This is a genomic window from Candidatus Aquiluna sp. IMCC13023, assembly GCF_000257665.1.
In the GTDB taxonomy this organism is placed as follows: domain Bacteria; phylum Actinomycetota; class Actinomycetes; order Actinomycetales; family Microbacteriaceae; genus Aquiluna.
In genome coordinates, this window is sequence record NZ_AJKR01000003.1 from 472,901 (window position 1) to 485,588 (window position 12,688).

Annotated in this window: 15 protein-coding genes; 10 read left to right on the forward strand and 5 right to left on the reverse strand. The window is 51.2% G+C overall.

The annotated features are described in order from the left end of the window. The first annotated feature begins 19 nt into the window (after window positions 1-19). The 3 genes from IMCC13023_RS06095 (at window position 20) to fbaA (ending at window position 3,360) form a co-directional block, all read left to right on the forward strand. The gene (locus tag IMCC13023_RS06095; protein WP_007542382.1) at window positions 20-1,231 is read left to right on the forward strand and encodes a DNA recombination protein RmuC; all 1,212 of its coding nucleotides are present in this window, start codon (window positions 20-22) and stop codon (window positions 1,229-1,231) included. Window positions 1,232-1,317: 86 nt separating this feature from the next. Then, window positions 1,318-2,325, forward strand: a complete 1,008-nt coding sequence (locus tag IMCC13023_RS06100) for a 1-phosphofructokinase family hexose kinase (protein ID WP_007542383.1) — start codon at window positions 1,318-1,320, stop codon at window positions 2,323-2,325. Window positions 2,326-2,337: 12 nt separating this feature from the next. Further along, the gene (fbaA, locus tag IMCC13023_RS06105) at window positions 2,338-3,360 is read left to right on the forward strand and encodes a class II fructose-bisphosphate aldolase (protein WP_007542384.1); all 1,023 of its coding nucleotides are present in this window, start codon (window positions 2,338-2,340) and stop codon (window positions 3,358-3,360) included. Window positions 3,361-3,387: 27 nt separating this feature from the next. Here the strand turns inward: fbaA and IMCC13023_RS06110 are convergent, their stop codons facing one another. After that, complete coding sequence (locus tag IMCC13023_RS06110) at window positions 3,388-4,404, reverse strand: 4-hydroxy-3-methylbut-2-enyl diphosphate reductase (RefSeq protein ID WP_007542386.1); 1,017 nt, start codon at window positions 4,402-4,404, stop codon at window positions 3,388-3,390. 32 nt (window positions 4,405-4,436) lie between these two features. On the opposite strand from IMCC13023_RS06110, the gene xseA reads away from it, so the two are divergent. The 5 genes from xseA to IMCC13023_RS06135 are packed head-to-tail and all read left to right on the forward strand — an operon-like array spanning window position 4,437 to window position 8,464. Next, window positions 4,437-5,684, forward strand: a complete 1,248-nt coding sequence (gene xseA / locus IMCC13023_RS06115; protein WP_007542390.1) for an exodeoxyribonuclease VII large subunit — start codon at window positions 4,437-4,439, stop codon at window positions 5,682-5,684. Next, window positions 5,668-5,877: an exodeoxyribonuclease VII small subunit gene (locus IMCC13023_RS06120; RefSeq protein WP_007542392.1), complete on the forward strand. Its 210-nt coding sequence runs from the start codon at window positions 5,668-5,670 to the stop codon at window positions 5,875-5,877. The genes xseA and IMCC13023_RS06120 overlap by 17 nt, the downstream gene beginning before the upstream one ends. Continuing rightward, window positions 5,874-6,428, forward strand: a complete 555-nt coding sequence (locus IMCC13023_RS06125; RefSeq protein ID WP_007542393.1) for a DUF4245 domain-containing protein — start codon at window positions 5,874-5,876, stop codon at window positions 6,426-6,428. Before IMCC13023_RS06120 ends, IMCC13023_RS06125 begins: the two co-directional genes overlap by 4 nt. Window positions 6,429-6,435: 7 nt before the next feature. Further along, window positions 6,436-7,053, forward strand: a complete 618-nt coding sequence (locus IMCC13023_RS06130; RefSeq protein WP_007542394.1) for a carbonic anhydrase — start codon at window positions 6,436-6,438, stop codon at window positions 7,051-7,053. A gap of 22 nt (window positions 7,054-7,075) precedes the next feature. After that, a complete protein-coding gene (locus IMCC13023_RS06135; RefSeq protein WP_007542395.1) occupies window positions 7,076-8,464 on the forward strand; it encodes a class II fumarate hydratase in 1,389 nt (462 codons plus the stop codon). On the opposite strand, the gene IMCC13023_RS06140 is transcribed toward IMCC13023_RS06135, so the two are convergent. From IMCC13023_RS06140 to IMCC13023_RS06150, 3 genes are all read right to left on the reverse strand, one after another. Beyond that, entirely contained in the window at window positions 8,442-8,936 is a 495-nt protein-coding gene (locus IMCC13023_RS06140; RefSeq protein WP_007542396.1) for a prepilin peptidase, read from the reverse strand. The genes IMCC13023_RS06135 and IMCC13023_RS06140 overlap by 23 nt on opposite strands. Before the next feature lie 52 nt (window positions 8,937-8,988). After that, window positions 8,989-10,365: an RNA 5'-3' helicase PhoH2 gene (gene phoH2, locus IMCC13023_RS06145; RefSeq protein WP_040325302.1), complete on the reverse strand. Its 1,377-nt coding sequence runs from the start codon at window positions 10,363-10,365 to the stop codon at window positions 8,989-8,991. 102 nt (window positions 10,366-10,467) lie between these two features. Continuing rightward, on the reverse strand, window positions 10,468-11,229 hold the full coding sequence (locus IMCC13023_RS06150) for an isoprenyl transferase (protein WP_007542400.1): 762 nt from the start codon (window positions 11,227-11,229) through the stop codon (window positions 10,468-10,470). Between the two features lie 45 nt (window positions 11,230-11,274). On the opposite strand from IMCC13023_RS06150, the gene trhA reads away from it, so the two are divergent. Next, on the forward strand, window positions 11,275-12,003 hold the full coding sequence (trhA, locus tag IMCC13023_RS06155) for a PAQR family membrane homeostasis protein TrhA (protein ID WP_007542401.1): 729 nt from the start codon (window positions 11,275-11,277) through the stop codon (window positions 12,001-12,003). On the opposite strand, the gene IMCC13023_RS06160 is transcribed toward trhA, so the two are convergent. Continuing rightward, the gene (locus tag IMCC13023_RS06160) at window positions 11,957-12,253 is read right to left on the reverse strand and encodes a hypothetical protein (RefSeq protein WP_007542403.1); all 297 of its coding nucleotides are present in this window, start codon (window positions 12,251-12,253) and stop codon (window positions 11,957-11,959) included. The two genes, trhA and IMCC13023_RS06160, sit on opposite strands and share 47 nt — an antisense overlap. A 39-nt stretch (window positions 12,254-12,292) precedes the next feature. Here IMCC13023_RS06160 and IMCC13023_RS06165 point away from each other — a divergent pair, with 39 nt between their 5' ends. Then, a complete protein-coding gene (locus IMCC13023_RS06165; protein ID WP_007542405.1) occupies window positions 12,293-12,685 on the forward strand; it encodes a DUF4307 domain-containing protein in 393 nt (130 codons plus the stop codon). Window positions 12,686-12,688 lie beyond the last annotated feature (3 nt).

Here is a 12,688-nt window from a genome sequence, read left to right on the forward strand (position 1 = left end):
CACTGCGATACTTGGGACTATGGATACTGGACTTATTGCAAGCAGCACAGCCATTTGGGCAGGCGTCAGTGCCCTGCTATTGGGCCTGATAATTGGAGCCGGATTCGGCATCAGATACCAGAAGCGAAAAATCGTTGGATCTGACCCAGAACTCGGAAGCAAGCTTGCCGGTCTAGAGGCAACAGAAAAAGAGCTTCGTGCTCAGCTTCTAAAGGCCGACCAGGCCGCTGTGATTCAGGCCAATCAGCAAGATCAGGAAAATAAAGTTTTGGTTCAACTGGGACCTGTAAAGCAACAGCTTCAACAAATGCATGATGTTGTCCAGCGCCTAGAGAAGGAGCGAACTGAGCAATTCAGCTCCATCTCCGAGCAGTTGAGAACCGCGGTCGAAACCGATGAGAATCTTAGAAAGCAAACCCAGCAGCTTTCCCAGGCACTTAGCTCAAACAGCCTTCGGGGCGTTTGGGGTGAGACTCAACTTCGAAAACTGGTTGAACTTGCTGGTCTAATCAAGCATGCGGACTTTTCCGAGCAGGCAACCATCACTACTGACACCGGTATGGGTCGGGCCGACATGGTTATCAACCTTCCCGGCGGCAAGTCGTTGGCTATCGACTCCAAGGTTCCCTTCAGCGCCTATCAAGAAGCCAGCGCTATCTCGGAGCTTGCAACCGGCGAAGAAGCCAGCAGGCGGGGCCGGCTCATTAAAGACCACGTCGCGGCAGTAAGAAAACACATTGATGACTTGGGCAGTAAGGCTTATTGGACAGGCTTGGATTCATCTCCAGATTTCGTAATCTGCTTTCTACCAAGCGAGTCTCTGCTTTCTGCCGCCCTGGATTCAGACCCTGCGCTAATGGAATACGCATTCAAGAAAAACGTCGCGCTCTCATCTCCGGTTTCACTGTTTTCCGTTCTGAAAACAATCAACTACATCTGGCGCCAAAACGCAGACGAGTCTCAAGTGCGCTCAATGATAAAACTGGGCCGGGAGCTCTATGAACGAGTTGGAAAACTTGCCACTCTCACCTCAGACCTTGGGAACAAACTCACCTCAACGGTGAAGTCCTATAACGCGTTTGTGTCCAGCCTGGAATCCAGAATGCTCGTCACCGCCAGGAAGCTTAACGATCTTGACGAGAATGAGCTTGGCATCGATTCGATTAGCGAGCCCAAGCAAATCGAAGAATCTCCAACCGCAATGACCTCCAAGGAGCTTTCCGACGACTGAGCGCTTATCGCTATAGTGTTGAGGACGCGCCTACAAAGATGTGAGTGGAATCTCAGTATTTACTACCCCACCTTAAAGGAGTAATCATGGCAGGCAGTACCTCGATAGTCACACTTACACCTGCGCCAACCCTCGACAGAACCTACTTCGTAAGCAACCTCGAAGCCGGTGGTGTAAACCGCGCCGCTCGCGTAGGCGAAGAGCTAGCCGGTAAGGGAATCAACGTTTCTAGAGCCTTGCGACTTGCGAACATCGAAGCCCCTGGCATCGTGCCCATTGGGGATGCAGACACGGGAGTTCTGGAGCGCACCGGTTCTGAATTTCTCACGCCACTTTGGATTGAAGGAACACTCCGTGTCTCAACCACAATCGTCGAAGAAAATGGACCAACCACAAAAATAAATGAAAACCCAAGACCGCTAAAGCAAGTCGACTGGGATCACGTCCTAAGGCTCACCGAGGAGACCTTGGTGGCTACCGGAGCCAAGTGGCTGGTTGTTGCCGGTGCTCACCCGGAGATACTGGAGACAGGCAAGGCAATAGACCTTCAGCCGCTATTTGATCTAACAAAAAAACTTGGTGTTCGAGTTGTGCTTGACACCTCCGGCCCCGCACTTCGATTCTGGGCTCAAAATGGTAGCGCCACAATCATGAAGCCCAATGCTCACGAACTAGCAGAGTGTGTCGGTAGAGAGCTCAGCACCTTTGGCGATGTTATTGACGCGGCTCGCCAACTAAACGGCTGGGGCATCGACTGCGTGATGGCTTCGCTGGGCGTAGACGGAATCATTGCTGTCACAGGCTCGCACGCGATCCATGCCCGGACAGCGCCCGTGAAGGTCATCAACACCGTGGGAGCTGGAGACTCGACTATTGCTGGATTCCTAGCGGCCCTAGCCACCCATCCAGTAGACGAAACCGCCTACGGGGTCGGGTTCGACATTGCCGAAGGTATCTCCTCAGCGGTTCAATGGGGAGCAGCTAAAGTCCAACAACCAACCAGTGGGCTCCAAAGTATTGAGAACCTCGTTTCAGCGACTGTTGACCAAAATCCAAACCGAGATCACCTTCTTGGTGAGCCAGCAAAGCCCTAAGGAGCAAATATCATGGCAGTTGTAACTTCCAACGAATATTCCGAGATGCTGAACCGCGCCAAAGCCGGAGGTTTTGCCTATCCAGCCCTGAATGTCTCAAGCTCGCAGACCTTGAATGCAGCTCTTGCCGGCTTGCAAGAAGCCGGTTCCGATGGCATCTTGCAGGTCTCCACCGGAGGAGCAGACTATTGGTCGGGTTCGACAATAAAGCACCGAGTCTCCGGCGCATTGGCCTTTGCTGCCTTTGCTAAAGAGGTTGCTAAAAACTATGACATCAAAGTCGCTCTCCACACCGATCACTGCTCAGAAGATCAACTTGACGGATTCGTGAGGCCGCTATTGGAGCTTTCGGCCGAGCAGGTTAGGTCCGGCGGCGAATCAATTTTCAACTCCCACATGTGGGATGGATCGGCAATCGCACTGGATAAGAACTTGGTTATTGCCAAAGAGCTACTTGCGAAAACCCACAACGTGGGCGCGATTCTTGAGATTGAAGTGGGCGCGGTTGGCGGCGAAGAGGATGGCGTTGAAGGTGCAATCGATGAGCACCTCTACACAACTGTCGAAGACGGAATCAGGACGATCGAAGCGCTGGGTATGGGAGAAAAAGGGCGATACCTTTCAGCACTAACTTTTGGCAACGTACACGGTGTTTACAAGCCAGGCAACGTCCACCTGCGACCTGAGTTACTCGAGGAGATTCAGCGCGAAGTTGGCGCGAAATACGGTCAGGAGAGCCCGTTTGACTTGGTCTTCCACGGCGGTTCCGGATCGACTGACAAAGAAATTTCCGATGCTGTTTCATTCGGTGTAATCAAGATGAACATCGACACCGATACCCAATACGCATTCACCCGGCCAGTGGTAAACCACATGCTAAAAAACTACGATGGCGTCTTGCGCATCGATGGCGAAGTTGGAAACAAGAAGCTTTACGACCCCAGAAACTGGGGAGCTGCCGCGGAGGCAGGAATGGCTTCTCGAGTTATTCAGGCCGCCACGCAGCTGGGTTCCGCAGGCAAGTCCGCCTGGTAATTTTCTAAAAAACTTCTTTAGAGGTAATTAGCGCTTTTTGTTGGACGTGTCCTGGCCTGCGCTTTTTAGCTCCTTGCGAAGCTCCTTTGGCAGCGAGAACTGAATGTCCTCTTCGGCAGTGGTAACGGTCGAAACGTTGCCAAAACCCTTTTCGTCCAGGTAGTCAAGCACGTCAGAAACAAGCTCCTCAGGTACCGATGCGCCCGAGCTAACTCCAACTGTTGCAACGCCCTCAAACCAAGATTCCTCAATTTCTGATGCAAAGTCGACTCGGTAGGCTGCTTTTGCTCCGGCCTCGAGGGCAACTTCTACGAGCCTGACGGTGTTAGAGGAGTTTGCTGATCCAACGACAATCACAAGATCAGAATCGGCGCCTATTTTCTTGATGGCTACCTGTCGGTTTTGGGTTGCGTAGCAAATGTCATCGCTGGGTGGATTCTCCAAGAGTGGATACTTCTCGCGAATCTTTAGGACAGTTTCCATCGTTTCATCGACCGACAACGTAGTTTGAGAAAGCCAGATGACCTTGCTCGGGTCTTTCACTTTGGCCTTCGCTATGTCGTCATTGCCGTCGATTAGCTGAACGATGCCTGGAGCTTGACCGGCGGTTCCTTCAACCTCTTCGTGACCTTCGTGGCCAACTAGGAGAATGTCGTAACCCTCTTTTTCAAAACGCTGAACCTCACGGTGGACCTTGGTTACCAAGGGGCAAGTCGCATCGATGGTCTGTTGGTTTCTGGATTCGGCCATCGCAACTACCGCCGGAGATACACCATGGGCGCTAAAAATCATGACGCAGCCCTCGGGCGCCTCATCGACTTCTTCCACAAAGATCGCTCCACGACGCTCTAGTGAGCGCACGACGTGTTTATTGTGGACGATCTGCTTACGCACGTAGACCGGGGCACCGTAGTGGTCCAGAGCTTTCTCAACCGCGATCACCGCTCGGTCGACTCCTGCGCAGTAGCCTCTAGGGGCCGCTAGGAGAACTTTCTTGTTCGAGCCAGTGTCTTTTAGGTCGGTATTGTTGATTAGGGTCACCATTCAATTCTACAAACCCCAGCAAGGAGGTCAGTTTGGAGCAAGCAGTCGGTAATGAGTTGCAATCCAAAGTTAGCACTGAGCATTCCCCTTGGCAGGTTTCCACGCTATCTAAATCACTGAAGGACTGGATTGAGAAACTCGGGAGAGTATGGATTGAAGGAGAATTGCAGTCGTTCACTGAGCGTGGCACCAACATGTTTGGGTCAATCCGCGATTTAGATATCGAAAATTCAATTGAAATACACGCGTTTGCAAACTCCAGCGCTGAGATAGCACCCGGACTCAGTCAGGGTGACCGAGTGGTAGCGCTTGTGCAGCCGGTTTTCTGGCCGAAAAACGGCAAGCTTACGATGCGAGTTATTCAAATGCACAAGGTTGGACTCGGAGAGCTTCTCGAGCGAATCGAAAAACTCAAATTGCAACTAATTTCCGAAGGCCTGACTGATGCGAGCCTAAAAAAGCCTCTCCCTTTTTTGCCAAACAAGATCGGGCTCATTACCGGAGCAAAATCTGACGCCGAAAAAGACGTTCTTCAAAACTCCAAACTGCGCTGGCCCGAGGTCGAATTCGAAGTCATAAACACACTGGTTCAGGGAGATCGAGCTGTGGCAGAGATCATTTTGGCCCTTGAGCAACTCGATCTAATGCCTGATGTTGACGTGATAATAATTGCCCGCGGTGGTGGAAGTTTCCAAGATCTATTGCCCTTCAGTGACGAGCGGCTCGTGCGGGCTGCTGCCGCAGCCACCACACCGATAGTCAGCGCGATAGGCCACGAGAATGACCAGCCACTTTTGGATTTAGTTGCGGACCTCCGAGCATCAACGCCCACCGATGCCGCTAAAAGAGTTGTCCCAGATATCGCAGAGGAATTTTCCAAGCTCTCCAATGCGGCAGAACGAATTTGGTTTCGAATGTCGTCATTAGTTGAAAACCAGCAGCAAAGCATCGCCTCGCTTAGGTCACGGCCGGTTTTGGCATCCCCCTTCGGTTTCGTTGATAACCAACAAGAGATTTTGACCCAAGCAACCAGAAGGCTTGGCGAGATATTGGGCTTCCGAATCGAACGGAGCACTTCCGAGGTTGAACAGCTGCACGCGCGCGCAAGATCCCTTTCGCCACAATTGACTTTAGAGCGCGGCTACGCCGTAATAACTTCGGCCGATGGCAAAGTACTCAATAAAACTAAAAAGGGCGAAGAATTTATTGTCATTTCAGCCAGCCAGGAAATTTCAGCAACGGTAAAACAGGTTAGGGAGAGAGATGTCAAAAGAAATTAGTTCACTGAGCTATGAGCAGGCCAGAGACGAGCTACAGGAAGTCGTTCAGCAACTGGAGCAGCAGAATGTAAGCCTTGAGTCTTCAATGGCCCTCTGGGAGCGTGGTGAGGCTCTTGCTAAGCACTGCGAAGAGTGGCTCAGTGGCGCTCGCAAGAAACTAGACAAGGCTTCCAAGGAGCGTCAGACCAAGTGAGCCTCACCCCAGCGCAACGCAGAGCAAAGCAAACCATACGAAACTTGGTGCTTTCACTAATAGTGACCATGGGTCTGGTGGCAGCAATTTATTTGGGTGTCCCGAGAGATGACAGCAATCGAATCGCGGCGGTGGATTACCAGACGATTTCCATTGACGCATCGGAGTCGCTCGGGCAGCAAGCTCTGAGCCCGGAGGTCCCCTCGGACTGGTGGGCAAACGCCGCACGCTTGGAGACAACTCTCGGAGTTGTCAGTTGGTATGTCGGATTCGTAACCGAGGACAACCAGTACATTGGTCTTTCCCAAGCCTTTGATACCAATCCTTCTTGGGAGAGCTCGCTACTAAGCAGCAACTTCCAGGACGGACAAATTGAACTTTCGGGATTGACTTGGGAAATTTGGCCAACAATAAACCCGTCCTCCCCCCCTGGGACCACTGAATATGCGCTTTTGCACCGACTAGAGAATTCTGTGGTTGTAATCTATGGAACAGCCGTTACTGCCGATTTTGAAAAGTTGGCAAAGGCTATTTCATCTGACATTAACTAGGAAACACATGGCCGAAGTTGTGACCTCCGAGCAGGCTTGGAGCAAGCTTGTGCGGGGCAATAAGAACTTCGTATCTGGGTTCCCAGAGCACAAGCATCAAGACGCTGAGAAACGGCGCGAGCTAGCCAGTGAGCAAACCCCATTTGCAGCGGTCTTTGGTTGCTCAGACTCGAGGCTTGCAGCCGAGATGATCTTTGATGTCGGGCTCGGAGATTTATTCGTTATTAGAAATGCCGGACAAGTGTTGGCAGAGACGATTCTGGGATCTCTGGAGTTCGCAGTTGAAGTGATAGGCGTTCCCCTAATACTGATACTCGGCCACGATCAATGCGGCGCAATCAAGGCTGGTATTGCCGCTCAAGAGGGGAAGCTTGCTGCAAAAGGCGAATTTATTCACAATATTGTGAACCGAATTACTCCGACCATAGAGCGTGGACTCGCACTTGGAGAGACTTCAATCGACGAATTTACTAACCGTCACATCAAGGACACCGTAAAAGAAATTACAGAGAAATCCTTGGTCATTCGTGAGGCAATTCAGGCAGGTCGAGTTGCTATCGTCGGAGCACAGTACAAACTAGAGCTTGGTGAAGTCCACGTAGTCGAACATCGTGGAAAAATCTAATTAGACAGATAGCGAGAGATTGATGGAATACCGCATAGAGCAAGACACGATGGGCGAAGTAAAAGTTCCCAAAGACGCTCTCTACCGCGCTCAAACTCAACGTGCGGTTGATAACTTTCCAATCTCCGGAACCAGATTAGAAAAAGAACAGATAATCGCACTGGCCAGAATCAAGAAAGCGGCAGCGCTTGCAAATGCTCAGCTGGGCATTCTTGACCAGAGCATTTCCAAATCAATTCAGTTTGCTGCTGACCAGATTATCGCCGGCGAACATCATGAGCACTTCCCCGTAGATGTATTTCAGACCGGCAGTGGCACTAGCTCGAACATGAACATGAACGAGGTCCTAGCTACTTTGGCTACTACTAACCTGGGATCCGAGGTTCACCCAAACGATCATGTGAACATGTCGCAATCCTCTAATGATGTGTTTCCAACCTCGGTTCACGTCGCAATCACTAGCGCGCTAATCAAAGACCTGCTGCCATCACTTGATTACCTAGCCGGACATCTTGAAAAAAAGGCACTGGCTTGGACTGATCTTGTGAAGCCTGGCCGCACCCACCTGATGGACGCCACTCCGGTTACTTTTGGACAGGAATTTGCTGGCTACGCTGCGCAAATCCGATACGCAATCGAGCGCGTCGAAGCGACCCTTCCAAGAGTTAGTGAGGTCCCGCAGGGCGGCACCGCCACCGGCACTGGCATCAACACACCAAAGGGCTTCCCCCAGGCAATAATTAGCCATCTGGCCAAGGAGACTGGACTGCCAATTACTGAGGCCCGTGACCACTTTGAGGCGCAGGGTGCAAGAGACGCATTAGTAGAGGCATCTGGTGCGCTGAAGGTTTTGGCGGTGAGCCTAACTAAGATCAACAACGATATTCGCTGGATGGGATCTGGCCCAAACACTGGACTCGGCGAACTGCAGATTCCGGATCTTCAGCCCGGTAGCTCAATCATGCCAGGCAAAGTAAATCCGGTTATCCCGGAGGCGGTGCTGATGGTTTGCGCCAAAGTTATTGGAAACGATGCGACCGTGACCTGGGCCGGTGCGAGTGGTAACTTTGAGTTGAACGTTGCTATCCCGGTCATGGGAAATGCGCTTCTCGAATCAATCAGACTGCTTTCCAACTCGATGCGGGTTCTTGCCGACAAAACAATTGATGGACTATTGGTGAATCAGGACAGAGCCAAAGCGCTCGCAGAATCATCACCTGCCATAGTCACACCTTTGAATAAAGTCATCGGCTACGAAGCGGCGGCAAAGATTGCTAAGCACGCGGTGGCGAACAGCGTCACGGTGAAGCAGGCTGCGCTTGATCTGGGCTATGTCGACGGCGATACTCTGAGCCTCGCGCAACTCGACCAACTGTTGGCGGTACTTCCTATGACAAGGCCTCCCCAGTAATAACCGCGGACACCGGTGAATATGAAACAACCAAAAACCCAATCAGCAGATATGGGCCTAACGGTATAAGTGTGCGGGGATTTAGTTTTCCAATTACTAAACCAATAAGACCGATTGCGCTTGCCAACGCCAAGCCAAGACTTAGCGAAAACAAAACCAAAACCGGCGAATGCCATCCCAGGCAGATATGCATCGCAATCAAAAGTTTCACATCGCCCATTCCAATGGCGCCGAATCTAGCAAGCAAGTATCCGACAAAAGCAGTGACAATTCCCATGGCGATTCCGGACGCAAAGGCCAGCCAAAAAGCCCCAACGAGGCTGGCAAGCAGCGTTCCAGCAATGGCAGTTGCAATCAGGAAATAGGTGTACCTATTTGGAAGTCGATGTTCTCTAATGTCAGTCACTGACAGTGGGATGGAAAGGGCAGCAATTAGTGCCATCGGGACCAGAGATAAATAACCTGCGGACATGACTACAAGCTAGAACCAAACCGATGAAGCTGCTCTGGGTTATCCCCAGTTACTAATCAAGCAGCTCGGTTACAAGAGCTGCAATTTCGCTTCGTTCGGATCTAGTCAGAGTGATGTGGCTGAAGATTGACTGGCCCTTGAGCTTCTCTACGACTGAAGCGACTCCGTCGTGCCTTCCAACTCGTAAGTTGTCGCGTTGAGCGACATCGTGGGTCAAAATAACGCGCGATTTTTGACCAACCCGCGACAACATTGTGAGAAGAACGTTCCTCTCAAGCGACTGTGCTTCATCGACAATCACAAAGGTGTCATGAAGTGACCGACCGCGAATATGCGTTAGCGGCAATACCTCGAGGATGCCACGATTCATGACTTCTTCGATTACCTCTTTAGAAACAAGTGCGCCGAGGGTGTCGAAAACGGCCTGCGCCCAGGGGTTCATTTTCTCGGCTTCGGTGCCAGGCAGGTAACCCAGCTCCTGACCGCCAACGGCGTATAGCGGACGGAAGACCATAATCTTTTTGTGCTGGCGTCTTTCCAGAACTGCTTCGAGGCCCGCGCAAAGTGCTAGTGCACTCTTTCCGGTTCCCGCTCGCCCCCCCAGCGACACTATGCCCATTGCCGGGTCCAGCAATGAATCTATGGCGAGTCTTTGCTCTGCCGAGCGCCCATGAAGACCAAAAAGCTCTCGATCGCCCTTGACGAGGCGGATAGTGCGGTTCTCACCAACTCGACCCAGCGCGCTTCCTCTTTCGGAAACCAGAACCAGGCCGGTGTTCATCGGCAACTCCTTGGCCGACTCATGAACCAATTCCTCGTTGTCATAAAGGTTTGCCATGTCATCGCCAGAAAGCGAAACTTCAGCAATACCACTCCACTCATCGGTTGCCAGCTCGTGGAGGTACTCTTCAGCGTTTAGTCCGATGGACGACGCCTTTACTCTCATCGGTAGATCTTTGGAAACCAGCGTCACCTGGAAACCTTCGTTTTGAAGATTCGCCGCTACCGCCAAAATACGGGAATCGTTATCCCCCAGCTGAAACCCGGTTGGCAAAATGCTCTGTTCAATGTGGTTCAGCTCTACTCTCAGAGTCCCGCCGTCGCCTACTTCCACCGGGAAATCAAGTCGCTCGTGCTTTTTTCGAAGATCATCTAGAAGGCGCAGTGCCTTTCTTGCAAAGAATCCAATCTCCAAATCATTGCGCTTTTTCTCAAGCTCATTGATAACCACGATTGGCAAAACAACTTCGTGTTCGGCGAACCGGAACATTGCTTTGGGGTCGGACAACAGCACAGAGGTGTCGAGGACAAATGTCCTCAAGGCGGTTGGTGCTTTTTCCTTTGTTTTTTTGGCTCTTGGGCTCACCGCCTCAGGCTCAATTCCGGCTTTGTTTTTCGAATTAGTCCTGGGGCTAGAGGTATTTGCCAATTTGGCTCCTGTCGGTGTGAACCTTTTTCTAAATCTAGACCTGCGTTTTTCGCAAGGAGTAAAAAGACACGCCGTATATCAAATCGTTCACCAAACTATTTGCTAACTTCCGTAGCGGCGGTGCCTACCTTGAAAGTCTCGAAGCGCCCGCAAAAAATCGACTCTGCGGAAATCTGGCCAAAGTGCCTCTGCGAAGTAAAACTCGCTATTGGCGCTCTGCCAAAGCAAGAAGCCGCTTAGGCGTTGCTCACCGCTGGTTCTAATAAGCAAATCCGGGTCTGGCTGGCCGCCAGTGTATAGGTGCTCCGCAATCAACTCCGGGGTCATCACCTCGGCAAGCTGGTCCACGGTGCTACCGTCTTTTGAGTGCTTCCGCAATATATCCCGCATTGCATCGGCTATTTCCTTGCGCCCCCCATAGGCAATAGCAAGATTCACATGAGTTCCCGAATTTTTATTTGTCGCTTTTTCGACCGCTGCCATGCGACCTAGTGCTGGGGTAGGAAGTGCCTCTTTATCTCCTACCATTTGCAGTTTCCAACGCCCAATGTCAGCAAGCTCTTCGCTCATTGAGACAATAATGTCCACTAGTTCGGTGAGCTCTTGACTGGTTCTTCCCTTGAGGTTGTCGGTGGAAAGCAAGTAAAGAGTCACGTGCTTTACGCCCAGATCAGAGCACCACGATAAAAATTCGATTATCTTTTTTGCCCCGGCAGCATGACCCTGGCCTGCAGCCTCGAAACCTTGTACCTTTGCCCAACGTCGATTTCCATCCACCATCACACCAATGTGTTTGGGCATGTCCTCTTTGCTAAGGTTCCGCTCAAGAACTTTGGAATAAAGGCCATATAGCAAATTCTGCACCTTTGAATGTTACCTGAAACATGTCGATGCCTTAGCCTTGGAACCATGGCTAAGTCAGATTCCCCGGATCCGCTTCACGTACCACTCAACGAGCTCAAGGGCTCCGTCACTCAAGATGACTTTCGGCCAAGTTGGAGAGGGTGGATCCACACCGGAGTATTGCCATTCGTAATTGCTGCCGGAGTTTTACTAATTGTCTTCTCTGACGGTTGGCAGGCCAAAACTGCTGCGGCGATCTATTTCGCAAGCTCTATTTTGCTGTTTGGAAACTCTGCCCTATATCACCGCTTCAACTGGGGACCGGTTACCAAGGTCGTCCTAAAGCGCATTGATCACTCGAACATTTTTCTGCTAATTGCTGGAACATACACTCCGATGGCCGTCACCGCTTTGGTCGCTGATAAAGGCGTCTTGCTGTTGACAGCAGTCTGGGCAATAGCGCTTCTGGGAATTGGCTTTAGGATTTTCTGGATCAATGCTCCCAGGTGGTTATACGTTCCGATTTATCTAGGAATGGGTTGGATAGCGGTGCTATTCGTTCCGGATTTCCTTGAAACAAACTGGGTCATGATGACGCTGGTAATTGTTGGTGGGCTGTTTTATTCATTAGGAGCAGTGTTCTACGGACTAAAACGTCCGAACCCATCTCCGAAGCACTTTGGCTTTCATGAAATTTTCCATGCGCTGACGGTTGCGGCATTCTTCTGCCACTGGACCGCATGTTTACTTATTGGGCTGGATCCTCTTCTGGGTTCGATCGCTGCGGCTTCATAGGGGGCTCGGGCCGATCCGGCTTGGTAATTTCGATGTTTCCCAGCTCTTCTGCTGCGAGCCTTGCCCTTATTTCCGTGCGATAGCGATTGTCCCTGACTCTGCGGTTCATGTCGAAAATGAGTGCGACCGCTATGCCAGCCACCGAAAAAGTGACTATAAAGCCAATGAGGCCGGGTGAGTTATAAGTGTCATCCGGCACCGGGATTGGCGTGGCGGTAACTTCAATCAATATCGCTAGCAAGAAATCCATGACTTAAGTATTCCACCTGTGCCTTAAACTTTTCTCACGATGAGTACAAATGAAGATCTGCTAGCTGAGCGTTACGGAGCTAAAAAGCCCGGTAACCCGACTAGAAATAAGGTGCTTTCGATACTTGGTGTTACTGGACTTGTAGTAATGGCTGGATATTTCGCCTGGGCTAACTACTCCCCGGTCGTAAGCACCGACGTTGGCTTCCGAGTTATTTCAGAATGGCGTACCGAAGTTGACTTTGAGTTGAGTAAACCGGTCGATGCTGCCGTTCTCTGCTCTTTCGAAGCACTGGATAACAGCTTCGGTGTTGTTGGCTGGGCGGAGTATGAATTTGGGCCTTCCGACGCCGAAACCAACCGGTACACCATAAACCTCAATACATATTCGATGGCTGTAACGGGCTTGGTCGACGAGTGCAGGCTGCGTTAGAGT